Origin of the sequence: Microbacterium faecale (assembly GCF_014640975.1) — a bacterium.
GTDB classification, from domain to species: Bacteria; Actinomycetota; Actinomycetes; order Actinomycetales; family Microbacteriaceae; genus Microbacterium; species Microbacterium faecale.
Map to the genome: position 1 here is coordinate 1,936,335 of NZ_BMHO01000001.1, position 24,292 is coordinate 1,960,626.

Here is a 24,292-nt window from a genome sequence, read left to right on the forward strand (position 1 = left end):
CGATGACAGATTCCCACGACGAGGCGGCGCAGCCCTCGACCGAGAAGTCAGCACCGGCTGACCGTGCAGAACGCGGCCCGTTCGACGCGAGCGAGGCGAATCCCGTCCGGCCGTACATCGATATCGGCGGAATCAAAGTGATGCCGCGCGAGGGCATGAATCTGCGCCTCGAGGTCGAGGAGAGCTCGCAGCGGATCGTCGCGGTCGCGCTCGACTATCGCGAGTCCACGCTGCAGGTGCAGCCCTTCGCGGCGCCGCGCTCGACGGGACTCTGGCACGAAACGCGCGAGCAGATCCGTGCCCAGGTTTCCGATCAGGGCGGCCGCGTCGACGAGCGCGACGGCCCTCTCGGCCCGGAGCTGCTGGCAGAGGTGCCGGTCAATGGCGAATCCGGCACGGGGAAGCGAATCGCTCGGTTCGTCGGCATCGATGGCCCCCGGTGGTTCCTGCGCGGCGTCATCGGCGGCAAGGGGACGAGTTCGCCCGAGGCGGCCGCTGACATCGAAGAGCTTTTCCGTTCGATCGTGGTCGTGCGCGGCGATGCGCCCATGCCCCCACGCGATCTGATCCCCCTTTCGATGCCGCAGACCCCGGGATCCTGATGGCGGGCGACGGGCGCGACGACGAGCGCGACGAGACGCCGCTGACGCCTCCCGACCCGGATCACCCGCGCGCATCGGCGGTTCTCGGAGAGGCCTTCGGGCAGGCGGCGCGCCGAGCCGGTATCGACCCGTCGGACCACGCCACCACGGGGAAGGTCGTGTGGAAGGCGATCGGCGGCGTGCGCGGCATCGTCGAATCGGTGCTGCCGCTCGTCGTCTTCCTCGCCGCCGTCACGCTGTGGCCCGATCAGCTGCTGATCGCCGTGATCCTGTCGGTGGCCGCTGCCGGCGCGTTCACGCTGGTGCGTCTCGCACAGCGACAGGCTCCGTCAGCGGCACTCGGCGGGCTCCTCGCGGTCGCCGTCGCGGGAGCGCTCGTGCTCCTCACCGGGCGAGCGGAGGACAACTTCATCCCGGGGTTCATCACGAACGTCGCCTACGGCTCCGCCTTTCTGATCTCGGCATTCGTGGGCTGGTCGATCATCGGTCTGGCCGCGGGGTTCCTGATGGACGACGGCATCCGCTGGCGGCAGGACCGGCACAAGCGTCGCGTCTTCTTCTGGCTCGCGGTGATGTGGGCCGCCCTGTTCTTCGCGCGTCTCGCCGTGCAGTTCCCGCTCTGGCTGGCGGAAGTCGACATCCAGGTGATCGGCACGGTGAAGCTCGTGATGGGGATCCCGCTGTTCGCGCCGCTCGTCGCGGTGACATGGCTCGCCGTGCGCGCGCTTTACGCACGCCGCGAGAGCTGACCGTGTAGTATTTATCTTGATATCAAGATAAATTGTGCGCCATTAGGACGCCCTTCCTAGCCTCAGAAGCCAGGGGGAGGGAAGATGGGAGCGCACAGCTGCGGTCGACCAGAAGGAGACGCCCGTGTCCACGGTGAACAGCTTCGGTGCCAAGAGCACCATGTCGGTCGGTGGCACCGACTATGAGATCTATCGAATCGACGCCGTCGAGGGGTACGAGAAGCTCCCGTACAGCCTCAAGGTGCTGCTCGAGAACCAGCTCCGCACGGAAGACGGAGCGAACGTCACGAGCGAGTCGATCACATCCCTCGGTCAGTGGGACGCGACAGCGGATCCCAGTAACGAGATCCAGTTCACGCCCGCGCGCGTGGTCATGCAGGACTTCACTGGTGTGCCCTGCATCGTCGACCTCGCGACGATGCGCGAGGCCGTCACCGAGCTGGGTGGTGACCCCGACAAGATCAACCCGCTCTCGCCGGCAGAGCTCGTGATCGACCACTCGGTCATCGCTGACCTGTTCGGCCGCGCCGACGCACTCGAGCGCAACGTCGAGATCGAGTACGAGCGCAACGGCGAGCGCTACCAGTTCCTGCGCTGGGGGCAGACCGCCTTCAACGACTTCAAGGTAGTCCCTCCCGGCACCGGCATCGTGCACCAGGTGAACATCGAGCACCTGGCGAAGGTCGTCTACGACCGCACGGTCGACGGCACGCTGCGCGCGTACCCCGACACCTGTGTCGGCACCGACTCGCACACCACGATGGTCAACGGCCTCGGCGTGCTCGGGTGGGGCGTCGGCGGCATCGAGGCCGAGGCCGCGATGCTCGGCCAGCCCGTCTCGATGCTCATCCCGCGCGTCGTCGGCTTCAAGCTCACGGGAGACATCCCCGCGGCCGTCACCGCGACGGACGTCGTGCTCACGATCACCGACATGCTGCGCCAGCACGGCGTCGTCGGAAAGTTCGTCGAGTTCTACGGCGAGGGCGTCGGCTCGGTGCCGCTCGCGAACCGTGCCACGATCGGCAACATGAGCCCCGAGTTCGGCTCGACGGCCGCGATGTTCCCGGTCGACGACGTCACGCTCGACTACCTGCGCCTGACCGGCCGTGACGAGGCCGCGGTGCAGCTCGTCGAGACGTACGCGAAGGAGCAGCACCTCTGGCACGACCCGTCGATCGAGCCGGTCTACAGCGAGTACATGGAGCTCGACCTGTCGACGGTCGTGCCGTCCATCGCCGGTCCGAAGCGTCCGCAGGACCGCATCGAGCTGTCCGCGGCGAAGCAGCAGTTCGAGAAGGACGTCGTCCACTACGCATCGGCCCAGACGACCGACGACATCGTCGACCTCGAGTCGAAGCACTCGTTCCCCGCGTCGGACCCCGGCTCCACGCCGGGCGACGAGGACCACGACACCCGCCCCGTGCACATCTCGAGCGGCGTGAACGGCGTTTCCACCCCGGTTTCCGTCACAACGCCTGACGGCGAGAGCTACATCCTCGACAACGGCGCTGTGACGCTGGCCGCGATCACCTCGTGCACGAACACGTCGAACCCGTCCGTCATGGTCGCCGCTGGGCTGCTGGCGCGCAAGGCGCGCGCGAAGGGCCTCGAGCGCAAGCCGTGGGTGAAGTCGACGCTGGCACCGGGCTCGAAGGTCGTCACCGACTACTACGAGAAGTCCGGTCTCGACGCGGACCTCGAGGGCCTCGGCTTCTACACGGTCGGCTACGGCTGCACGGTCTGCATCGGCAACTCCGGCCCGATGATCGACGAGGTCTCGGAGGCGATCCACGCCAACGACCTCGCGGTCGCCGCCGTCCTCTCCGGAAACCGCAACTTCGAGGGCCGGATCAGCCCGGAAGTGAAGATGAACTACCTCGCGTCGCCGCCCCTCGTGGTCGCGTACGCCCTCGCTGGGACGATGCACTTCGACTTCGATGCTGACCCGCTCGGCGCCGACGCCGACGGCAACGACGTGTTCCTCAAGGACATCTGGCCGTCGCCGGAGGAGGTCCAGGAGATCGTGGACGCCTCGATCTCGCGTGAGCAGTTCATCACGCAGTACAAGACGGTGTTCGACGGTGATGACCGCTGGCGCAACCTGCCGACGCCCGAGGGCTCGGTGTTCGAGTGGGACGACGAGTCGACGTACGTGCGCAAGCCCCCGTACTTCGACGGAATGGGCCGCGACCCGGAGCCGGTGCAGGACATCTCGGGTGCGCGCGTGCTCGCGAAGCTCGGCGACTCGGTCACGACCGACCACATCTCGCCGGCCGGCGCGATCAAGGCGGACACCCCCGCGGGCCAGTACCTCAAGTCGCACGGCATCGACCGGAAGAACTTCAACTCTTACGGTTCGCGCCGTGGCAACCACGAGGTGATGATTCGCGGCACGTTCGCGAACATCCGCCTGCGGAACCAGCTCCTCGACGACGTCGAGGGCGGCTACACGCGCGACTTCACGCAGGCGGATGCGCCGCAGGCGTTCATCTACGACGCCTCGCAGAACTACCAGGAGCAGGGCACACCCCTCGTGGTGCTCGGCGGCAAGGAGTACGGCTCCGGATCGTCGCGCGACTGGGCGGCCAAGGGCACGAGCCTGCTCGGCGTGGGCGCGGTCATCACCGAAAGCTTCGAGCGGATCCACCGTTCGAACCTCATCGGCATGGGCGTCGTTCCGCTGGAGTTCCCGGCAGGCGAGTCCGCTGACTCGCTCGGCCTGGACGGCACGGAGGAGTTCTCGATCGAGGGGCTGACGAAGCTCAACGACGGCGAGACCCCCAGGACGGTGCGCGTCACGGCGAAGCCGACCTCGCACTCGCCCGAGGGCAAGCAGGCCGTCGAGTTCGACGCGGTCGTCCGCATCGACACGCCGGGTGAAGCCGACTACTACCGCAACGGCGGCATCCTCCAGTACGTGCTGCGCAGCCTCATCTGAGCCGGATGCGACCACGGCCCCGATCACACTCGTGATCGGGGCCGTGGTCGCTCAAGGCCCCGAGCGCGCCCCTCGCGGCGTTCTCGTCGGTCACCGTGCTGAGCACGCCTCCCTCCTCGGCCTTGCGAGCGACGCACGCGCGACCCTGCCGGTCTCAGCCGGATTGCGCCGAGCCGCGGCATCTTCTCGGGGAGAGGGCGTAACCTCGGATCCATGGTTCTGCTTGACTCGATCTCGTCCCCACGGGATCTCGACCGGCTCTCGCCGCGACAGCTCTCACAGCTCGCCGGCGAAGTGCGCGAGTTCCTCGTCGAGAACGTCTCGCAGTCCGGCGGACACCTGGGCCCGAACCTCGGTGTCGTCGAACTGACGATCGCCCTGCATCGCGTCTTCGACTCGCCCCAGGACCCGATTGTCTGGGACACGGGGCACCAGTCGTACGTTCACAAGCTCCTGACGGGACGCCAGGACTTCGACGGACTCCGCTCGCGCGGCGGCCTCGCCGGCTACCCGCAGCGGTCCGAGAGCGCCCACGACGTCGTCGAGTCCTCGCACGCGTCGAGCTCACTCAGCTGGGCAGACGGCATCTCTCGCGCCTTCGCTCGCACCGGTCGCGCGGATCGCCATGTCGTGGCGGTCGTCGGCGACGGTGCGCTCACAGGCGGCATGACGTGGGAGGCGCTCAACAACATCACCGACGACAACGATCGCAACCTCGTGATCATCGTCAACGACAACGGACGCAGCTACGCGCCGACGATCGGCGGCATGGCGCGCTACCTCAACCGGGTGCGCACGACGGCCGCGTACCGCGACCTGGGGGAGAAGTCGAACAAGCTCGCTCGCCGCCTCGGGCGCGTGGGGCGCGCCTTCTACCGCGGCGTGCGCGGCGGGACGCACGGCTTCCTCTCCCGCTTCACGAACAACTCCGCGCTGTACGCCCAGCTCGACATCAAGTATCTCGGCCCCGTCGACGGTCACGATCTCCCCACGCTGTTGGAGACGCTCGAACTGGCGAAGGCCCACAGCGCGCCCGTGATCGTGCACGTGATCACCGAGAAGGGCCGTGGATACGACCCGGCCCGCGAGGACGAGGCCGACCAGTTTCACTCCGTCGGTCGCATCGACCCGGCGACGGGCACTCCGCTTGCGTCGTCCGGCGAAGGCTGGACCGACGTGTTCGCCGACGAGCTCGTGCAGATCGGAGAGCGCCGCGAGGACGTCATCGCGATGACCGCGGCGATGCTGCGACCCACGGGCCTCGCGCCGTTCGCCGAGCGGTTCCCCGAGCGCGTCTACGACGTCGGCATCGCCGAACAGCACGCCGTTGCGTCGGCCGCGGGCCTCGCCTACGGCGGCCTGCACCCGGTCGTCGCGCTCTACTCCACCTTCGTCAACCGTGCCTTCGACCAGGTGCTGATGGACGTCGCCCTGCACCGCGCCGGCGTCACGTTCGTGCTCGACCGATCCGGCGTGACCGGACCCGACGGCCCGAGCCACCACGGAATGTGGGATCTCGCACTGCTGCACATCGTCCCGCACGTGCGCATCGCCGCCCCCCGTGACGCCGTGCGCCTCCGCGAGGAACTCGGCGAGGCCGTCGCGGTCGAGGACGCCCCCACCATCGTGCGCTTCCCGAAGGGCGAGGTCGGCGAGCCGATCGAGGCCATCGAACGCACCGAGGACGGCGTCGACGTTCTCGCACGCGACGGGGACGAGGACGTGCTCCTCGTGGGCATCGGGCCGTTCGCGCGGACCGCCCTCGACGTCGCCGACCGCCTCCGGGCGCAGGGCATCGGCGCGACCGTGATCGACCCGCGCTGGGTCGTGCCGGTCGCGCCCTCCATCGTCGACCTCGCGCGCCGTCATCGACTCGTGATCACCCTCGAGGACGGCATCCGCGTCGGCGGAATCGGCACCCGCGTGCGGCAGGTCCTGCGCGAGGCCGGCGTCGACACCGCCGTCGACGAGCTGGGTCTCGCCGATGAGTTCATCGACCACGCCTCACGTGACCAGATTCTCCGCGACGCCGGTCTCACCCCCGCGAAGATCGCGCAGGATGTCGTCTCGCAGGTTCTCGGCACGCGTATTCCCGTCGCGCGACAGGAAGCCCGCGCGGCCGAGCGTGTGAAGCAGTCGCGCTGACGCCGTCACGGTGACGCCGTCACGGTAGTGCGGCTACCAAATGTCTCGCCGCTGCGCGCGTACCTTGCCGCACCCGCAGTCCTTGCCGCTACGCGCGTGCCTTGCCGCACCCGCAGTCCTCTCGGATCCGCCGAGCGGATCCTCACCGCCAGGCCCGTTGCCAGCGGGGGCGGCAAGGCACCCGCTTCGCTGCTGGGCGTGTCGACCTGGAGGTGCCAGAGGCGAATGGGTCAGAGATCGAGCGAATGAGCGCGGTCCCCAATCGGGCCGAGCGTTGATGGCCGCGACGACAAAGCGCCCGCTCGCTCCTGGCCCCTACTTCCCGCGGACGCGACGGTGCCCGCTTCACCGGACCGTGTCGGCCGGGCGGAAGCGGGCACCGTGTGTGCGTGTGTGGTTACTCGACGCCGCGGATCTGCGGGGTGTGGAAGTCGCCGCCGGCTGCGCGCTCGGAGGCGCCTACCCGGTCGAGGTAGGCCGTGGCGCCGCCGTCGATGAAGGGCCAGCCCGCACCGAGGATCAGCGCGAGGTCGATGTCCTCGACCTCGGGGACGACCCCTTCGTCGAGCATGACCCGGATCTCTCGAGCGAGCTCGTCCTCGACGCGCCGCAGGATCTCCTCGCGGCTCGCGGGGGAGGAGCCCCCCGTGATCGCCTTCTTCGCCTTCTTCGACCAGCCCGTGATCCGCTTCTTCCTGTCGCGCTCCAGCGGCTCGTCGATCTCCGCGAGCGCGTGGAGGTTCGGCGAGGAGTAGAAGCGGTCGGGGAAGTGCGACGACATCGTGTCCTGCACGTGGGCCGCGACCTTCCAGCCGACCAGGTCGATCAGTTCGAACGGGCCCATCGGCAGGCCGAGCGGGACGAACGCCTGCTCGACTTCGGTGAGTGCCGTGCCCTCGTCGATCGCGCGTGCCGCCTCGCCCATGACCTTCGCGAGGAGGCGGTTCACGATGAAGCCGGGGGCGTCTGCCGAACCGATGGCGTTCTTGCGCAGCTTCCTCGCGATGACGTACGCCGTGGAGACGGCCTCGTCCGACGCCTGCGGCGTGCGCACGACCTCGACGAGCGGCATCACCGCGACGGGGTTGAAGAAATGGAAGCCGACGAGACGCTCCGGGTGGGCGAGAACGGACCCGATCTCCTCGACCGAGAGCGACGACGTGTTCGTCGCGAGGATGGCATCCTCCGCAACGAACTGCTCGATCTCGCGGAACACGTCCTGCTTGACCGACGTCTCCTCGAACACCGCCTCGATCACGAAGTCGCACGCGGCGAAGTCAGCCTTGTCGGTGGTGCCCGTCACGAGTGAGCGCAGGCGGTTCGCCGTGTCGGTGTCGATCCGGCCCTTGTCCTCGAGCTTGCCGATCTCAGAGTGGATCGAGGCGACGCCCTTCTCGACGCGTTCGGCCGAGACGTCGGTGATCACCACCGGCACCTGGAGACGGCGGACGAACAGCAGCGCGAACTGCGTCGCCATGAGCCCGGCTCCGATGACACCGACCTTCGTGACGGGACGCGCGAGATCCTTATCCGGTGCACCGACCGGGCGCTTCGCGCGCTTCTGTACGAGGTCGAACGCGTACATCGACGCGGCGAACTCGTCGCTCGAGATGAGATCGGCGAGCGCCTCGTCCTCGCGCGCGAACCCGGCCTCCTTCGTTCCCTTGGCGGCCTGCTCGAGGAGGTCGAGAGCACGGTAGGGCGACAGCGGCATGGGTCCGATGCGGTTGTCGAGCATGCCGCGCGCGATCTTGATCGCCGCTGGCCACTTCGTGGCGCGCTCGATGCGTCCCGGCGTGTTCGACCGCTCGACCTTCTCCTCGCCGGTCAGCACCCGGTCGGCCCAGGCGAGCGAATCCTCGAGGAACGACGCCGGGCTGAAGATCGCGTCGAAGATGCCGAGATCGAACGCCTGCTGTGGCTTAAGTGTGCGGTTCTGCTTCAGCGGATTCGAGATGATCACCTCGAGTGCGTTCTCGATGCCGATCAGGTTCGGCAACAGGTACGCGCCGCCCCAGCCGGGGACGATGCCGAGGAAGACCTCGGGCAGCGCGATGGCCGCGGCGGAGGAATCGATCGTCCGGTACGTGGAGTTCAGCGCGATCTCGAGCCCGCCGCCGAGTGCGAGACCATTGACGAAGGAGAACGACGGCACGCCGAGGTCGGCGAGTCTGCCGAGAACCTGGTGTCCGCGCTGTGCGATCTTGAGCGCGAAGTCACGCGTCGAGAGCGCCGAGATGTTCGACAGGTCGGCGCCGGCCGCGAAGATGTACGGCTTGCCGGTCACGGCGACGGCGTCGATCTCGCCCTTGGCCGCGCGTGCGGCGAGACGGTCGAGCGTCTCGTTCAGCTCGCGGAGCGTGAGCGGACCGATCGTGTTCGGACGCTTGTGATCACGGCCGTTGTGCAGCGTGATGAGAGCGAGCGTGCGGCCGCTCGGCAGTGTGACGTCGCTGACGAGCGAATGGGTGACGACTTCGTCCGCCGAGGCGGCCTCGAGGTCGCTGAAGTCGATCGTGCGGTAATCGGTCATCTCTTCCGTCACTTCCTCTTCGCCTTCTTGCCCGTGTAGTGCGGGTTCTCCCAGATGACGCTGCCGCCCTGGCCGAGGCCGACGCACATGGCGGTGAGGCCGTATCGCACGTCAGGACGCTCTGCGAACTGCGCCGCGAGCTGGATCATGAGGCGGACGCCGCTCGCCGCGAGGGGGTGGCCGACGGCGATGGCGCCGCCCCACGGGTTCACGCGCGGGTCGTCGTCCTCGATGCCGAAGTGGTCGAGGAAGCTCAACACCTGCACGGCGAACGCCTCGTTGAGCTCGAAGAGGCCGATGTCGTCGATCGACAGCCCGGCCTTCGCCAACGCCTTCTCGGTCGAGGGGATCGGGCCGATGCCCATGACCTCCGGCTGGACGCCGCTGTACGCGAACGAGACCATTCGCATCTTCGGCTCGAGGCCGAACTCCTTCACCGCGTCTGAGCCCGCGAGCATGCTCACCGTTGCACCGTCGGTCAGCGGCGAGGACGTACCGGCGGTCACCCGACCGTGCGGGCGGAAAGGGGTCTTGAGACCGGCGAGATCCGCCATGGTCGTCTCGGGTCGGCGACCCTCATCCTCCGTTGCGAGGCCGTAGGCGCCGTCCGCGCCGGCGATCGCGACGGGTACGAGATCCGGCTGGACATGCCCGGCCTCATATGCGGCCTGCACCTTCTGCTGGCTGAGCATGCCGAACCGGTCGGCGCGCTCCTTCGTCAGATGCGGGAAGCGGTCGTGAAGCCGTTCCGCGGTGACCCCCATGTTGAGCGCCTCCGGGTCGACGAGCCGCTCCGCGACGAAGCGCGGGTTCGGGTCGACGTTGGATCCGATCGGGTGGCGCCCCATGTGCTCGACGCCGCCCGCGATGGCGAGGTCATACATGCCGACGCCGACCGAGGCTCCCATCGTCGTCACGGCCGTCATCGCGCCCGCGCACATGCGCTCGATCGCGAGTCCCGGAACGGTCTGGGGCAGTCCCGCGAGGATCGCCGCGGTGCGCCCGAGGGTGAGTCCCTGGTCGCCCGTCTGCGAGGTCGCAGCGATCGCGACATCGTCGATCCGATCGGCCGGGACGTTGCCGTTGCGCTCCATCAGGCCGATCAGCGCCTTGACGATGAGGTCGTCCGCGCGGGTGTTCGCGTACATGCCCTTGTCGCTGGCGCGACCGAAGGGGGTCCGTACGCCGTCGACGAAATGCACATCCGTCAGCTGGGCCACTATGCCTCCTGAGATTGGGGGTTCGCGGCCAGCCTATGGGGTGTGCACATCGCTGAGGCGATTCGGTTGGGCTGATCCTACGAACCGGCGTCGGCCTCGGCGTCTGCAGATTGCGCCGCCTGCACAAATGCTGCGGCGATGATCGCGGCCGTCTGGCGGACCTGCCAGTCGCGCGCACCGTGGGATGCGAGCGCTTCCGCGACCGCGTCCTCCGTGACGGATGACGGCGGCTCCCAGCTGACGCGGCGGAGATGCTCGGGCGTCAGAAGGTTCTCCGTCGGGATCGAGAGGAACTCCGCATGGGCCTCGACAGCGGGCTTGGCGGCCTTGAGGCGACGGTCCGCATCGGGGCGCCTTCCCGCCCACGAACGCGGGGGAGGGAGGGAGTCGCTCCGGACGCGCTCGGCGGGGAGCTCTGACGCCGTGCGACCGGCGACGATCGCCTCCCACCAGCGATCCAGTTCCGTGCGGCTCGCGCGCCCCGTGAACGACTTCATGGCCGCGAGATCGCTTTTCGACTGCGGATCCGCGAGCACGGCCGCGACGAGCGAACGGTCGGGAACGAGGCGGCCCGGGGCGGTGTCGGACTCGCGCGCGAGAGCGTCCCGCGCTGTCCAGAACGATTTCGCGATCGAGAGGCCGCGCCGTCCGCGGATCTTGTGGAGTCCCGTGAGGCGTCGCCACGGCTCCGCCGGGGCGGGTTTCGGCTTCCGGGTGAGCACGTCGGCGAATTCCTCGTCGGCCCACTCTCGCTTGCCAGTTTCGTCGAGTTCGGCGGCGATGGCGTCTCGAACCTCGAGGAGGTGCTCGACATCGAGTGCCGCGTACTCGAGCCAGGTGTCGGGCAGCGGACGCGTCGACCAGTCGGCGGCGGAGTGCTCCTTCTTGAGCTCGATGCCGAGCGTGCGCTCGACAACAGCAGCCAGGCCGACGCCGGGCCAGCCGAGCAGACGCGCGGACAGCTCGGTATCGAAGATGCGCGGCGGAATGAGGCCGAGCTCGGCGAGCGAGGGGAGATCCTGGCTCGCGGCATGGAAGACCCACTCCTCGTGGCCGATCGCGTCCTGCAGCGCCGAGACGTCTCCGATCGCGGGTGGATCGAAGAGGAAGACCCCGGCGTCACGCCGGAACACCTGTACGAGGTAGGCGCGGGCGGAGTAGCGGAAGCCCGACGCCCGCTCGACATCCACCGCGACCGGACCCGAGGCGTCCGCGAGCGCGCGACAGGCCGCCGCGAATCCTTCGTGGGTGTCCGTGACGCGGTATCGGATGGCAGCGGTCCTCTCGGAGATCGGGTCTGTGTGGGCTTCTCGTGCCGTCACGGTCAGCGGGCGCCGGGCCGCAGAACGGCGATGTCCTCGGACCCTGGCGGGAGACCGGCGAGCATGCACACGAGCTCCGCCCAGGCCTCGATGTGCGACGGCGTCGGCGCGGCAGGCGACCATGACGCGCGCAGCTCGATCTGCGCGCCGTCACCCTGCGGGGCGAGCGATCCGAATCCACGGGAGAGCATCTTCGTCGCCGTGCCGGATGCGGCGCGGTACTCGGCGCCGCGATCCGCCAGTGCGTCGGTCAGCCACGACCAGGCGACGTCGGCGAGCAACGGATCTGTGCCGATCTCCGGCTCGAGCGGCGCACCGGCGAACGAGACGATGCGCCACGCGCCCTGCCAGGCGTCGGGTTCGTCCGCGTCGTGCAGCAGGACGAAGCGTCCGGTGCCATGCGCCGACTCGCCGTGGGCGTCGGGACGCACGTCGGCGGAGAACGCGATCGCGTGCGGCGCGAGGCCGCCGGGGGCGGGGATCTCGGTGACGGTGAGGTCGTCGCGGAACCGCGCTTCACGCAGCCCGGCTGCCGCGGCGTCGAAGACGGCGGGGGAACGGCCCTTGTCACTCACGCGGTCAGACTAGGCTGAGAACGTGGTGACAGAACCCAGGCGCGCCGCGCGGGAGGGAGCACGCTTCCTCGGCCTGGCGGGCCTCGCCGCGGGGATCGGCGCCGGGATCGTCGTGGGCGGCACGGCAGCGGCGTTCGCCGTCGCGCGCAAGGCCGTCACGCCCCTGACGCGGCGGATCGCGGATACGGAGATCGTCGCGATCGATCGCGCCGCGCAGACCATCACGTTGTCGCGCACGCCCGACACGGTGCTGCCAGGCCGCTACGGGCTGTTCATCAACGGTTCTCGGGGGTATCTGAAGCTCGGATCCGTGCTGTCGTCGACGGAGACGACCGTCACCCGCAAGCTGCTGTCGCACGTGGGTGCCGGCACGCGCATCGGGCGCGCGGCCACGTTCAGCGGCTGGTACTTCTCCCACCCGTCCGAGCTGCACATCCCATATGACGCGGTCAGCATTCGGACGCCCGTCGGCGGGTGCCCCGCGTGGTTGTTCCCGGCCAAGGAGGGCGGCGAGCGGTCGACATGGGTCATCGCCGTGCACGGTCGCGGAACCACGCGCTCCGAGGTGCTGCGCGCGGTGCCGGTCTTCCGTGACGCCGGCGTGACGAGCCTCGCGGTGTCATACCGCAACGACGGCGACGCCCCGCGGTCGATGTCGGGCCGGTATGGCCTCGGCGCGACCGAGTGGGCCGATGTCGAGGCGGCGATTGCCTTCGCGATCGATCGCGGCGCGCGGCGCATCGTGCTGATGGGGTGGTCGATGGGTGGGGCGATCGTGCTGCAGACCGTGCTGCGCACGGCCTACGCCGACCGCATCGACAGCGTGATCCTCGATTCGCCCGTCGTCGACTGGCGCAGCGTGCTCGATTTCCATGCGCGAGGGCTGCGTGTTCCGCCTCCCGTCACGCAGATCGCCCTGCGACAGCTGAGCATGCCCTCGTGGTCACGCGTCGTTCGGGCAGGCGAGGGGATCTCGCTCAACGATCTCGACATCGTGCGGCGTGCCGGCGAGCTGACGCATCCGATGCTGGTCCTGCACAGCGACGACGACGGCTTCGTTCCGTCGGGGGCGTCGCACGGCCTCGCGGACGCGCGCCCGGATCTCGTCACGCTCATCACCTACACCGAGGCTCGCCACACGAAACTCTGGAACTACGACGAGCAGAGGTGGCGCGACTACCTGCAGGGCTGGCTCAGGGAGCGCGGTCTCGGCCAAGTAGTCTGAGAGGCGATGACTTCCCTCGACACGGCCACGATCGTCCGGCTCAGCGACCGCCACCCGCGCCTCACCGGCGACGAGATGCTGGCGAGCCTGGTGCCGCCTCCGCAGTTCGGGTCGGCGACGTTCGAGACCTACCGAGCCGATGCGGCCTATCCGTCGCAGCAGGAGGCGAAGGAGCACCTGCAGCGGTTCGCGACGGGGGGCACGCAGTCCGTCGCACGAGGCGGTCTGTTCTCCTTCGGCCGCCGCAAGCGCTCGGCGGAGCCGGAGATGAAGCCCGGCGTATACCTGGACGGCGGCTTCGGCGTCGGCAAGACCCACCTGCTCGCGGCCATCTATCACGCGATGCCCGCGCAGCGGAAGTACTTCGGGTCCTTCATCGAGTTCACGTCTCTCGTCGGCGCGCTCGGCTACCAGAACACCGTCCAGCTGCTCACGGGATCCGCGCTGCTCTGCATTGACGAGTTCGAGCTCGATGATCCGGGCGACACGATGGTGATGACGCGCCTCCTCGGCGAACTCGTCAAGACGGGCACGCGCCTCGCGGCAACGAGCAACACGCCCCCGAACGCACTCGGCGAGGGGCGCTTCGCGGCCCAGGACTTCCTGCGCGAGATCCAGTCGATGTCGGCGAGCTTCGAGACGATCCGGATCGACGGCGTCGACTTCCGACAGCGGTCGCTCGACGGCGGTGCGGTCGTGCTGGAGGAGGACGCGTACGAGAGCGCGCTCGGCTCCGTGGGGGCGCCGATCTCGGATGACGGCTTCGACGAGCTCGTCGACCACCTCGCCGACGTGCACCCTTCGCGATACATTCGCCTCGTCGATGGCGTCGCGGCGGTCGGGCTGCGCGACGTGCGCCAGCTGACCGACCAGTCGCAGGCCCTGCGATTCGTTGCGTTCGTCGACCGCGTGTATGACGCGCAGATCCCGGTGCGCGCGACGGGGATCCCGCTGGACGCGGTGTTCTCGGAGGAGATGCTCCGCGGCGGCTACCGCAAGAAGTACCTGCGCGCGATCTCGCTCCTCATCGCGTCGACGCACGCGTGAGGCGAGCGCGCACGCCGGTGCGCGAAACACGCCGTTCACATCGGCGACGAGGCTTAATACGGCGGTAACAGTGCACGCACCTCGCGGGTAACGAGACGCGGCGACCATGAGCAGGTCCCCGCTTCACTCGATCCGTTAGGAACCACCATGGACAGCGGAAATCTCGCCTGGGTCATCATGGCGACCGCCCTCGTACTCGTCATGACGCCCGGCGTCGCGTTCTTCTACGGCGGCCTCGTCAAGGCGAAGAGCGTCGTGAGCATGATGATGCTCAGCTTCGGCGCGCTCGGGCTCATTGCGGTGCTGTGGGTGCTGTACGGCTACAGCATGAGCTCGGTCGACGCACCGACGCACTTCGCCGGCAATCCCTTCGCCGACTTCGGCTTGGCCGCGACGATCGGCGACGACCCGACCGGCGAGAACACGATCGGCGTGGCCTTCGGCGCGACCTTCGCGATCATCACCGTCGCGCTCATCTCGGGCGCGATCGCCGACCGCGCCAAGTTCGGCGGATGGATGGTGTTCGTCGCGATCTGGGCGACGCTCGTGTACTTCCCCGTCGCCGCGTGGGTCTGGGGCGGCGGCTGGATCGAGAATCTCGGCTCGATCATGTTCCCCGGAGCCGGCGTCGAGGTCATCGACTGGGCCGGCGGCACCGCGGTGCACATCAACGCGGGTGCCGCGGCGCTCGCACTCGCGATCGTGTTGGGTAAGCGCGTCGGCTTCGAGAAGGGCATCCAGAAACCGCACAACGTGCCGCTCGTCATGCTCGGCGCCTCGCTGCTGTGGTTCGGCTGGTTCGGCTTCAACGCGGGCGCGACCGCCGCGCCCCTAGGCGCCGAGGGCAACCTGCAGACGGGACTGATCGTGATCAACACGCTCGTGTGCCCGGCGGCCGCGGTGCTCGGATGGATCATCGTCGAGAAGCTCAAGGACGGCAAGGCGACGTCGGTCGGTGCCACGTCCGGCGCCGTCGCCGGCCTCGTGGCGATCACGCCCGCGTGTGCGCACCTCGAGCCAGTATGGGCCATCGTCCTCGGTGTGGTCACCGGCGCGATCTGCGCTCTCGCGATCGAGTTGAAGTGGAAGCTTGGCTACGATGACTCGCTCGACGTCGTGGGCGTGCACCTCGTCGGCGGGTTCATCGGAACGGTCGCACTGGGCTTCGTCGCGATCGACACGGGCCTGTTCACCGGCGGCGGGTTCGAGCAGCTCATCTTGCAGGTGGCGGGTGCGGTCGCGACGTTCGTCTACTCGTTCGTCGTCGCCCTCGCGCTCGGCTTCGCAATCGAGAAGACGATCGGCTTCCGCGTGCGCAGCGAGGACGAGATCGCCGGCGTCGACGTATCGATCCACGGCGAAGAAGGATACGCACTGGTCGAGAACTGACCGACCTCTGCGCCCCGACGATCGCGCCTGCTCAGCCGAGCACGGCGCGATCGTCGAACGTCGCGCCGCGGACCTTGCCGAACTCGGCCATCAACGACTCGACCGTGAGCGTGCGCTTCGTCTCAGCGTCGGCCGAGAACACGATGCGTCCCTCATGCATCATCACGAGGCGATTGCCGAGGTCGAGCGCCTGCTGCATGTTGTGCGTGACCATCAGCGTCGTCAGGCCGCCCTGTTCGACGATGCGCCCCGTCAGCGTCGTGACGAGCTTCGCGCGCTGCGGGTCGAGTGCCGCCGTGTGCTCGTCGAGGAGCAGGATCCGGGGGTGGGTGAACCCGGCCATCAGCAACGACAGCGCCTGGCGTTGCCCGCCCGACAGCAGGCCGACCTTCGCCTTCAAACGGTTCTCCAGCCCGAGCTCGAGCGTCGCGAGCTCTTCGACGAAGCGCGCGCGTCGAGCCTTCGTGACCCCCGGCAGCAGGCCGCGACGGCGGCCGCGCAGCAGGGCGAGCGACAGATTCTGCTCGATCGTGAGGTCCGGGGCGGTGCCAGCCATCGGATCCTGGAAGACCCGTCCGACGTACTTGGCCCTCCGGTGCTCCTTCAGGCGGTTCACGCGCGTGCCGTCGATCTCGACGCGGCCCGCGTCGACGGGAAGCCTGCCGGCGACCGCGTTGAGCAGCGTCGACTTGCCGGCGCCGTTGGATCCGATCACCGTGACGAAGTCGCCTTCCTCGAGGCGCAGGTCAACGCCGCTGAGCGCGCGTCGTTCGTTCACGGAGCCGGGGAAGAACGTCTTGCTGACGCCGTCGATCGTGAGCATCGTCAGGCTCCCTTCGTCTCCACGGGTTGTTCGGCTGCGGACGCCGATCGACGCCCGCCACGCAGATCGCGCCACGAGGGCACGCGTTTCAGGAATCCCCACCGTGGCAGGAGCAGCGCGACGACGACGAGGGCCGCCGTCACGAGCTTCATGTCGTTGGGATCGAGGCCCTTGAGCGCGACGAAGATGATCAGGCGGTAGATGACCGCGCCGATGACGGCTGCGAGACTCGCCAGGAAGATGAAGCGCTGGCCGATGACCGCCTGTCCGAGGATCACGGAGGCCAGACCCACGAGGATCAGGCCGATGCCCATGCTGATGTCCGCGAAGCCCTGATATTGGGCGACGAGCGCGCCACAGAGGGCCACGAGCCCGTTCGAGAGCGCGAGCGTCAGCATCGTCGTGCGATCGGTATCGGCGCCAAGGCTGCCGATCATCTGCTTGTTGTTGCCGGTCGCCTGGATTGCCAGACCGAGATCGGTCGACAGGAACCAGTCGACGAGAAGCTTCAGGAGCATGACGCCGGCGAACAGCACGATCGCGGCGAACCAGGTGGATCCGAGCCAGCCGGCCTCACGCAGCGGCGTCATCACCGTGGTCTCGCGCAACAGCGAGAGGTTCGCGCCGTCCATGATCCGAAGGTTGACCGACCACAGCGCGATCATGGTGAGGATTCCCGCGAGCAGGCCGTCGATGCGCCCCTTGGTGTGGAGGAGGCCAGTGATCAGACCGGCGATGAGGCCGGCCCCCGTCGCCGCGAGCGTCGCGACGACGGGGTTCTGGCCGGATGTGATCATCGCGGCTGAGACGGCCGCCCCCATGGTGAAGCTTCCGTCGACCGTCAGATCGGGGAAGTTCAGCACACGGAAGGTGAGATAGACGCCGAGCGCCATCACGCCGTAGATGAGCCCGAGCTCGACCGCTCCGATCATGGGTGCTTATTCGATGACGGTGTCGGCGCGGTCGGTGACCGACGCGGGCAGCTCGACGCCCATGCGCTCGGCAGCCGCGGGGTTGATGATCAGCTCGATGTCGTTCGACACCTCGACGGCCATCGTGGCGGGGTCGGCACCGTCCTGCAGGATGGCGGCGGCCATCTCGCCGGTCTGATACCCGAGCTTGGAGTAGTCGATTCCGAGTGTCGCGATCGCGCCGCCCTCGACCGGACCGGAGTCGCCCGAGATGACGGGGATCTGGTTCTGCTCGGCGACCTGGATGAGCGCGGCGATGCCGGAGACGACGGTGTTGTCGGTCGGGACGTAGATCGCGTCGACGTCGCCGAGCGACTGCGTCGCCTGCTGCACCTCGGCCGAGTTCGCGACGGTCGCCTCTTCGATAGTGAGTCCGAGTTCCTCGGCCGCCTCCTTGGCGAGCTCGACCTGTACCTCGGAGTTGACCTCGCCGGAGCTGTAGACGATCCCGATGGTCTCGGCGTCGGGCGCGATCTCCGCGAGCAGCGCGATCTGATCCGCGACGGGGTTGAGATCGCTCGTGCCCGTGACGTTCCCGCCGGGGGCGTCGTTCGAGTCGACGAGGCCAGCGGCTTCGGCGTCGGTCACGGCCGTGAACAGCACGGGCGTGTCGACAATGGCCTGCGCGGCGGCCTGGGCGGCCGGGGTCGCCACCGTGAAGACGAGATCGAGATCGGCGCCAGCGAACGTCGAGGCGATCGTGTTCGTGTTGGGCACCTCGCCCTGGGCGTTCTGGTCGTCGTACTCGATATCGAGTCCGGCGTCGGCGAGGGCCGACTTGAAGCCCTCCGTCGCGGCGTCGAGCGCGGGATGCTGGACGAACTGCAGGGCGCCGATCGAGTAGGTGTCGGAGCCGGCGGTGTCGTCGCCACCGCCGGACCCGTTCTCCTCGGGGGAGGACGAGCAGGCGGCGAGGGCGAGCAGGGCAACGGCGCCGAACGCGGCGACGCCGCCGCGGCGCGAGAGGGTGTGAATACGAGGGGACATCTTTCGAATGCTACCGGCCCCTGGGTGGATCCTGGGAAACGCGGGTCGCTCCGCGGTCCGTTAGCGTGTCGGCATGGACTATGCATCTCTCGGAAGCAGCGGCCTGGTCGTGTCGGCGCTCGGCATCGGCTGCAACGCGTTCGGTCGACGAATCGACCAGGACCAGACAACCGCCGTGGTCGACGCGGCGTTCGAGCACGGCGTGACCTTCTTCGACACGGCAGACACGTACGGGCAGGGCGACTCAGAGACGATGCTCGGCGCGGCGCTGCGCGGACGCCGTGACGAGGTCGTCGTCGCGACGAAGTTCGGCATGGACATGGGAGACACGTATCCGGGAGCGCGCGAGAACCGCGCGAGCCGCGGCTACATCGCCCGTGCGGTCGAGGGCAGCCTCTCGCGCCTCGGGACCGACTGGATCGACCTGTATCAGCTCCATACACCGGACCGGATCACGCCGATTGACGAGACGCTTGAAGCGCTCACGGACCTGGTCCGTGCGGGGAAGGTGCGCTACATCGGGTGCTCGAACTTCGCCTCCTGGGAGGTCGCGGACGCCGCGGCGGTCGCCGATGCGGTGGGCGCCGAGCGGTTCATCACGGCACAGAACGAATATTCGCTCTACAACCGCAGCGCCGAGGCGGAGCTCGCGCCGGCGCTGGAGCACTACGGGATGAGCCTGCTGCCGTACTTCCCGCTCGCCTACGGGTTGCTGACCGGCAAGTACGTGCAGGACGAGGGCGCGCCGGAGGGGACCCGCCTGGCGAAGGAGACGGCGCGCTTCGACGGGGCGAAGTGGGACGTGATCGAGGCGTTCCGCACCTTCGCGGGCGAACGGGGCGTGTCGATGCTGGACGTCGCGCTCGGTGGTCTGCGCGCGCAGCCCACGGTCGACACGATCATCGCGGGCGCGACGAGGCCGGAGCAGATCGCGGCGAACGCGGTGTCGGTGCACTGGGAGCCGACGGGCGACGACCTCGAGGCGCTCGATCAGATCGTGACGCCCGGCACCGGCTCCGGCTACCTCACGTACGCGACGAAGCGCGTCGCGTCGTAGCCGTCTCGGAGCAAGACTGTGGTGGGCGATACGGGACTCGAACCCATGACCTCTTCCGTGTGAAGGAAGCGCGCTAACCAACTGCGCCAATCGCCCGTGTGGAGTTGTCTGCGCCGTAGCGGCACAACGGTTAATAGTACAGGACGGCGGTGCGTGATCCGTAACGCGGGCGACGGTCGGGGGTGTCGGGAGCGCCGCGGGGTCGGACACGCCCGGCTGCGTCATCTGGTTTTGTGCGCTCCGAGATGTGAGCTAATGTAGTGCAAGTGCCCGGCGGGAGATCGCTGGAGTCACGACGCGGATGTAGCGCAGTTGGTAGCGCATCACCTTGCCAAGGTGAGGGTCGCGAGTTCGAGTCTCGTCATCCGCTCGAGTGCGAAGGGTCCACGTGATCCTGGCACGTGGGTTCGATTCGCCCTATGGTGGCGTGGCCGAGAGGCTAGGCACCGGCCTGCAAAGCCGTTTACACGGGTTCGAATCCCGTCGCCACCTCGGATACAACTGAACAAGCCTTCATAGGCGCGATTAGCGCAGCGGTAGCGCGCTTCCCTGACACGGAAGAGGTCACTGGTTCGATCCCAGTATCGCGCACACAGAACCCTCGGCCCGGCCGGGGGTTTTCTCATTGTGTCCGCCGGGCGCTGCCTCTCACGGCGCGAGCGGTCGGATGCTCGCGCTTCGCTCTCGCCCGCACGGGCAATGAACAGCAGCTCGGTGCCGCGCCCGTTCGGATCCACGCTGTCCACTGTCTGATCGGACCTCGCGCCGCACGGCAATAGGATGGACGGGTGACTACCGGATTCGATCTGTTCCCCGAAAAGCACGTCGTCGCGATGCGCGTCGACGGCACGCTGACCGACCTCGCCGTCGAGGTCACGGACGCGCATCAGGCCGAACCGGTCACTATCGACAGCGCGGACGGACTGGACATCCTCCGGCACTCGACCGCGCACGTCCTCGCGCAGGCGGTGCAGCGCTTGAACCCCGGTGCGAAGCTCGGCATCGGCCCGTTCATCACCGACGGCTTCTACTACGACTTCCAGGTCGCGGACCCGTTCACGCCGGAAGACCTCAAGGCGATCAAGAAGGAGATGCAGCGCATCGTCAAGGAGGGGCAGCGCTTCGTGCGCCGCGCCGTCAGCGACGACGAGGCGCGCACTGAACTCGCCGGTGAGCCGTTCAAGCTCGAACTCATCGAGCTCAAGGGCGGCAAGAAGGAAGCCGCCGAGGGAGCGAGCGTCGAGGTCGGCGCCGGCGAGCTGACGATCTACGACAACGTCGACCCGAAGTCCGGCGAGACCCGGTGGGGGGACCTCTGTCGGGGGCCGCACGTGCCGACGACGCGCATGGTCGGCAGCGGCTGGGACATCCTCCGTGTCGCGGGCGCGTACTGGCGGGGGAGCGAGAAGAACCCGCAGCTGCAGCGCATCTACGGCACCGCGTGGCCGACCAAGGACGAGTTGGTCGCGTACAAGGACCGCCTGGCCGAGGCCGCGAAGCGCGATCACCGCAAGCTGGGCCGCGAACTCGACCTGTTCTCGTTCCCTGACGAGATCGGATCCGGGTTGTCGGTCTGGCACCCGAAGGGCGGCATCGTGCGCGGCGAGATGGAGCAGCACGCCCGTCGCGCCCACATCGACAACGGATATACCTACGTGTACACGCCCCACATCAGCAAGAGCGATCTGTTCCACACGTCGGGGCACCTCGAGACGTACGCAGAGGGCATCTGGCCGCCCATCCGCATGGACGAGGAGCGCGACGAGAACGGCGAGATCACCAAACAGGGCGCGGACTACTACCTGAAGCCCATGAACTGCCCGATGCACATCATGATCTACAAAGAGCGTGCGCGCAGTTATCGCGACCTGCCGCTCCGGTACGCCGAGAACGGCACCGTGTATCGCAACGAGCTGTCCGGGGCGCTGCACGGTCTCACGCGCGTGCGCGGATTCACCCAGGATGACTCTCACCTGTTCGTCACCCACGAGCAGCTCGAGGGCGAGGTCACGAAGGTCCTCGAGTTCATCATCGCGATGCTGCGCGACTTCGGCCTCGACCAGTTCGAACTCGAGCTGTCGATGCGCGACGACGAGAAGTCGAAGTGGATCGGATCCGATGAGTTCTGGGAGTACTCGACGAACGCGCTGCGCAACGTCGCCGTCGCGAGCGGGCTGAAGCTCACGGAGGTTCCGGGCGAGGCCGCATTCTACGGGCCCAAGATCGACCTCAAGACGCGCGACGCCCTCGGCCGCGTGTGGCAGCTGTCGACCGTGCAGGTGGATCCGAACCTGCCGGAGCGGTTCGAACTCGAGTACACGGCGGCGGACGGCTCCCGGCAGCGGCCGATCATGATCCATCGCGCCCTCTTCGGCTCGATCGAGCGCTTCTTCGCGATCCTGCTTGAGCACTACGCGGGCGACTTCCCGCTGTGGCTCGCCCCGGTGCAGATCATGGGCGTGCCGGTCGCCGAAGAGTACGCCGACTACGTCGACGACGCCGCCGCGCGCTTCCGAGCCGCGGGGGTGCGTGTCGAGGTCGATCACTCGGCCGACCGCATGCCGAAGAAGATCCGGACGCACACGACGCAGAAGGTGCCGCTCCTCATGATCGCGGGGGAGCAGGACCGCTCGGCCGGCACCGTCTCGTTCCGCTTCCGCGACGGTTCACAGCTCAACGGCGTACCGATCGCCGAGGCCGTGGACCTTGTCTCCGGTCTGATCGACGAGAAGCGGCTCGTGCTGAGCGACGCCGACGTCGAGACGGAGAGCGCGTGACGGATCCGCGCGAGGAGTTCGGCGAACTGGAGTCGGCAGACGAGCTCGGCGGGGTCCGCGACGGGTTCCAGCGCCTGTGGACGCCGCACCGCATGGCGTACATCGCCGCGGGTGCCGAGGTGAATCGCGGCAGCGGATGCCCATTCTGCGCGGCGCCGGAGAAGTCAGACGCCGATGGCCTCATCGTGTATCGCGGAACGCACGCGTACGCCTTGATGAACCTGTTCCCGTACAACGCGGGCCACATGCTCATCTGCCCGTACCGCCACGTCGGCGTGTACGACGAGGCGAGCCCGGAGGAGATCGACGAGATCTCCCGGATCACGCAGACCGCGATGCGCGTCATGCGCACGACATCGGGCTGCCACGGCTTCAACATCGGCATGAACCAGGGCGAGGTGGCCGGTGCCGGCGTCGAGGAGCACCTGCACCAGCACATCGTGCCGCGGTGGCGATCCGACGCGAACTTCCTGCCGATCATCGGGCGCACGAAGGCGCTGCCGCAGCTGCTCGGCGATGTTCGCCAGGCGCTTGCCGACGCCTGGCCCGCCTGACGCACTCTTCCCGCTACGCGTCGGATTCGGCGATCGCCGAGGCGAGGCGCGCCATGGCATCATCCGCGAGGTGGTGCGCCGTCACGCGCAGGTGATGTGACGGCTCCGCCGCCGATGCGACGCGGAACTCGTCGCCGGGCCGCACGAGCCACCCTCGCGCACGGAGGCGCGTGGCGACGTCACGCCCCGCGTTCGTCACCGGCACCCAGACGTTGAGGCCGTCGCTCGGCACGACGCGGATCCCGTGCGTCGCCAATGCACGGCAGAACGCCGCGTTGCGCGCCACATAGTGATCGGCCGCCGCATCGATTCGCGCGCGCACCTCGCCGTCGGTCAGCAGCGCGAGCGCGAGGCGCTGCAACAGGTGGCTCACCCAAGCGGTGCCGGGCCGCAGGCGGATCCCGAGTCGCTCGGCGGTGTGGGGGTCGGAGCCGACCAGCGCGATGCTCATGTCGGGGCCGAGGAACTTCGAGACGGATCGGATCAGGGCCCACCGGCGATGCCCGGCGGGAATGATGGAACGATACGGCGCGCGTGACAGCAGCGAGAAGTGGTCGTCCTCGATCACCGCGATGTCCGGGAGGTCGGCGAGGAGCTCGCGGAGCGCCGAGGCGCGGCGCGCGGAGAGCGACGCTCCCGTCGGATTCTGCGCCCGCGGGGTGCAGACGATCGCGCGCGCCCCGGCCGCGATCGCGCGCTCGAGACCGTCTCGGGTCATCCCCTCGTCGTCGACCGGTACGGGGATCCCGCGATAGCCGCCCACGCGCAGCGTGTGGATGCCAGTGAGGAAGCCGGGATCCTCGACGGCCACGGCGTCGCCGGGCGCGAGCAGTCCGGTGAAAAGCCGGTCGAGCGCGTCGGCGGCACCGCTCGTGACGGTGATCCGCATGCGGTCAGCGGGCACGTCGAGGTCGGCGGCGAGTCGTTCGGCCGCCCACTGCTCGAGCCCCGGATCGACGACCGGCGCACCGTAGAGCACAGGGCGGCCCACCACGCCTGCGAGAACCGTCGTCGGATCGGGGATGAGAGCGGGATGCGGGTTCCCCGCGGCGGCATCGACCGCGCCGGCGACGTCGGCGTAGCCCTCGCGCGCGACGCTGTCGAGCGACGCCACGCGCGTTCCCGCCCGCCCGCGCCCCACCGCGAGCCCTGCTCCGGCGAGACGGCGGTACGCGGCCACGACGGTGTTGCGATTCACCCCGAGGTCCTCGGCGAGGGCGCGCACGGACGGGAGCGCGTCGCCGGGGCGCAACTCGCCGCGCTCGATCGCGGACCGCGCACTTGCGGCGATGTCGGCGGCCGTGGCGCCGGAGATACCCGAAGGCGTGTCGGAATGTGACATCGGCGTCGATTGTCTCACGCGCAGGCTCGTAGACTT

General features: G+C 68.5%; 18 protein-coding genes and 4 tRNA genes. 13 read left to right on the forward strand and 9 right to left on the reverse strand.

What is annotated here, in order from left to right; genetic code table 11:
• The first annotated feature begins 2 nt into the window (after positions 1-2).
• From IEW87_RS09125 to dxs, 4 genes are all read left to right on the forward strand, one after another.
• Complete coding sequence (locus IEW87_RS09125; protein WP_188711931.1) at positions 3-602, forward strand: DUF3710 domain-containing protein; 600 nt, start codon at positions 3-5, stop codon at positions 600-602.
• Positions 602-1,351: a DUF3159 domain-containing protein gene (locus IEW87_RS09130; protein WP_188711932.1), complete on the forward strand. Its 750-nt coding sequence runs from the start codon at positions 602-604 to the stop codon at positions 1,349-1,351. The genes IEW87_RS09125 and IEW87_RS09130 overlap by 1 nt, the downstream gene beginning before the upstream one ends.
• A 124-nt stretch (positions 1,352-1,475) precedes the next feature.
• Entirely contained in the window at positions 1,476-4,289 is a 2,814-nt protein-coding gene (locus IEW87_RS09135) for an aconitate hydratase (protein ID WP_188711933.1), read from the forward strand.
• A 213-nt stretch (positions 4,290-4,502) separates the two neighbouring features.
• Positions 4,503-6,434, forward strand: coding sequence for a 1-deoxy-D-xylulose-5-phosphate synthase (gene dxs, locus IEW87_RS09140; protein WP_188711934.1), 1,932 nt, complete (start codon positions 4,503-4,505; stop codon positions 6,432-6,434).
• A gap of 397 nt (positions 6,435-6,831) precedes the next feature.
• Here dxs and IEW87_RS09145 read toward each other — a convergent pair whose 3' ends face one another.
• From IEW87_RS09145 to IEW87_RS09160, 4 genes are all read right to left on the reverse strand, one after another.
• A complete protein-coding gene (locus IEW87_RS09145; RefSeq protein WP_188712729.1) occupies positions 6,832-8,967 on the reverse strand; it encodes a 3-hydroxyacyl-CoA dehydrogenase NAD-binding domain-containing protein in 2,136 nt (711 codons plus the stop codon).
• Between the two features lie 8 nt (positions 8,968-8,975).
• A complete protein-coding gene (locus IEW87_RS09150) occupies positions 8,976-10,187 on the reverse strand; it encodes a thiolase family protein (protein WP_188711935.1) in 1,212 nt (403 codons plus the stop codon).
• Between the two features lie 77 nt (positions 10,188-10,264).
• Positions 10,265-11,509, reverse strand: coding sequence for an HRDC domain-containing protein (locus IEW87_RS09155; RefSeq protein WP_373285106.1), 1,245 nt, complete (start codon positions 11,507-11,509; stop codon positions 10,265-10,267).
• Positions 11,510-11,511: 2 nt separating this feature from the next.
• The gene (locus IEW87_RS09160; RefSeq protein WP_188711936.1) at positions 11,512-12,084 is read right to left on the reverse strand and encodes a DUF3000 domain-containing protein; all 573 of its coding nucleotides are present in this window, start codon (positions 12,082-12,084) and stop codon (positions 11,512-11,514) included.
• Positions 12,085-12,106: 22 nt separating this feature from the next.
• Here IEW87_RS09160 and IEW87_RS09165 point away from each other — a divergent pair, with 22 nt between their 5' ends.
• The 3 genes from IEW87_RS09165 to IEW87_RS09175 all read left to right on the forward strand — a co-directional run bounded on the left by IEW87_RS09165 (position 12,107) and on the right by IEW87_RS09175 (position 15,745).
• Positions 12,107-13,309: an alpha/beta hydrolase family protein gene (locus tag IEW87_RS09165; protein WP_229731056.1), complete on the forward strand. Its 1,203-nt coding sequence runs from the start codon at positions 12,107-12,109 to the stop codon at positions 13,307-13,309.
• A 6-nt stretch (positions 13,310-13,315) separates the two neighbouring features.
• Positions 13,316-14,356, forward strand: coding sequence for a cell division protein ZapE (zapE, locus tag IEW87_RS09170; RefSeq protein WP_188711937.1), 1,041 nt, complete (start codon positions 13,316-13,318; stop codon positions 14,354-14,356).
• 147 nt (positions 14,357-14,503) lie between these two features.
• Positions 14,504-15,745, forward strand: a complete 1,242-nt coding sequence (locus tag IEW87_RS09175) for an ammonium transporter (protein ID WP_188711938.1) — start codon at positions 14,504-14,506, stop codon at positions 15,743-15,745.
• 31 nt (positions 15,746-15,776) lie between these two features.
• On the opposite strand, the gene IEW87_RS09180 is transcribed toward IEW87_RS09175, so the two are convergent.
• From IEW87_RS09180 to IEW87_RS09190, 3 genes are read right to left on the reverse strand one after another with little or no spacing between them, the layout of a single operon-like run.
• Positions 15,777-16,568, reverse strand: a complete 792-nt coding sequence (locus IEW87_RS09180; RefSeq protein ID WP_188711939.1) for an ABC transporter ATP-binding protein — start codon at positions 16,566-16,568, stop codon at positions 15,777-15,779.
• 2 nt (positions 16,569-16,570) lie between these two features.
• Positions 16,571-17,500 carry an ABC transporter permease gene (locus tag IEW87_RS09185; protein ID WP_188711940.1) on the reverse strand — a complete coding sequence of 310 codons (930 nt, stop codon included), beginning with the start codon at positions 17,498-17,500 and terminating at the stop codon, positions 16,571-16,573.
• Between the two features lie 6 nt (positions 17,501-17,506).
• Complete coding sequence (locus IEW87_RS09190; protein ID WP_188711941.1) at positions 17,507-18,526, reverse strand: ABC transporter substrate-binding protein; 1,020 nt, start codon at positions 18,524-18,526, stop codon at positions 17,507-17,509.
• Between the two features lie 73 nt (positions 18,527-18,599).
• On the opposite strand from IEW87_RS09190, the gene IEW87_RS09195 reads away from it, so the two are divergent.
• Positions 18,600-19,583: an aldo/keto reductase gene (locus IEW87_RS09195; protein WP_188711942.1), complete on the forward strand. Its 984-nt coding sequence runs from the start codon at positions 18,600-18,602 to the stop codon at positions 19,581-19,583.
• A 19-nt stretch (positions 19,584-19,602) separates the two neighbouring features.
• Here the strand turns inward: IEW87_RS09195 and IEW87_RS09200 are convergent.
• Positions 19,603-19,679, reverse strand: a tRNA-Val gene (locus IEW87_RS09200).
• Between the two features lie 201 nt (positions 19,680-19,880).
• Between IEW87_RS09200 and IEW87_RS09205 the strand changes: the two genes are divergently transcribed.
• From IEW87_RS09205 to IEW87_RS09225, 5 genes are all read left to right on the forward strand, one after another.
• A tRNA-Gly gene (locus tag IEW87_RS09205) sits at positions 19,881-19,953 on the forward strand.
• Between the two features lie 51 nt (positions 19,954-20,004).
• Positions 20,005-20,075, forward strand: a tRNA-Cys gene (locus IEW87_RS09210).
• A 27-nt stretch (positions 20,076-20,102) separates the two neighbouring features.
• Positions 20,103-20,174, forward strand: a tRNA-Val gene (locus IEW87_RS09215).
• Between the two features lie 242 nt (positions 20,175-20,416).
• Entirely contained in the window at positions 20,417-22,360 is a 1,944-nt protein-coding gene (gene thrS, locus IEW87_RS09220) for a threonine--tRNA ligase (RefSeq protein WP_229731190.1), read from the forward strand.
• A complete protein-coding gene (locus tag IEW87_RS09225) occupies positions 22,357-22,914 on the forward strand; it encodes an HIT family protein (protein ID WP_229731058.1) in 558 nt (185 codons plus the stop codon). The genes thrS and IEW87_RS09225 overlap by 4 nt, the downstream gene beginning before the upstream one ends.
• Positions 22,915-22,927: 13 nt before the next feature.
• Here the strand turns inward: IEW87_RS09225 and IEW87_RS09230 are convergent, their stop codons facing one another.
• Complete coding sequence (locus tag IEW87_RS09230) at positions 22,928-24,256, reverse strand: aminotransferase class I/II-fold pyridoxal phosphate-dependent enzyme (RefSeq protein ID WP_188711944.1); 1,329 nt, start codon at positions 24,254-24,256, stop codon at positions 22,928-22,930.
• Positions 24,257-24,292 lie beyond the last annotated feature (36 nt).

What these genes read in the sequence shown, in the direction of transcription:
- IEW87_RS09125 (WP_188711931.1), top strand. Translation starts at nt 3, where the DNA reads ATGACAGATTCCCACGACGAGGCGGCGCAGCCCTCGACCGAGAAGTCA.
- IEW87_RS09130 (WP_188711932.1), top strand. Translation starts at nt 602, where the DNA reads ATGGCGGGCGACGGGCGCGACGACGAGCGCGACGAGACGCCGCTGACG.
- dxs (WP_188711934.1), top strand. Translation starts at nt 4,503, where the DNA reads ATGGTTCTGCTTGACTCGATCTCGTCCCCACGGGATCTCGACCGGCTC.
- IEW87_RS09145 (WP_188712729.1), bottom strand. Translation starts at nt 8,967, where the DNA reads ATGACCGATTACCGCACGATCGACTTCAGCGACCTCGAGGCCGCCTCG.
- zapE (WP_188711937.1), top strand. Translation starts at nt 13,316, where the DNA reads ATGACTTCCCTCGACACGGCCACGATCGTCCGGCTCAGCGACCGCCAC.
- IEW87_RS09175 (WP_188711938.1), top strand. Translation starts at nt 14,504, where the DNA reads ATGGACAGCGGAAATCTCGCCTGGGTCATCATGGCGACCGCCCTCGTA.
- IEW87_RS09180 (WP_188711939.1), bottom strand. Translation starts at nt 16,568, where the DNA reads ATGCTCACGATCGACGGCGTCAGCAAGACGTTCTTCCCCGGCTCCGTG.
- IEW87_RS09185 (WP_188711940.1), bottom strand. Translation starts at nt 17,500, where the DNA reads ATGATCGGAGCGGTCGAGCTCGGGCTCATCTACGGCGTGATGGCGCTC.
- IEW87_RS09190 (WP_188711941.1), bottom strand. Translation starts at nt 18,526, where the DNA reads ATGTCCCCTCGTATTCACACCCTCTCGCGCCGCGGCGGCGTCGCCGCG.
- IEW87_RS09195 (WP_188711942.1), top strand. Translation starts at nt 18,600, where the DNA reads ATGGACTATGCATCTCTCGGAAGCAGCGGCCTGGTCGTGTCGGCGCTC.
- thrS (WP_229731190.1), top strand. Translation starts at nt 20,417, where the DNA reads ATGCGCGTCGACGGCACGCTGACCGACCTCGCCGTCGAGGTCACGGAC.
- IEW87_RS09230 (WP_188711944.1), bottom strand. Translation starts at nt 24,256, where the DNA reads ATGTCACATTCCGACACGCCTTCGGGTATCTCCGGCGCCACGGCCGCC.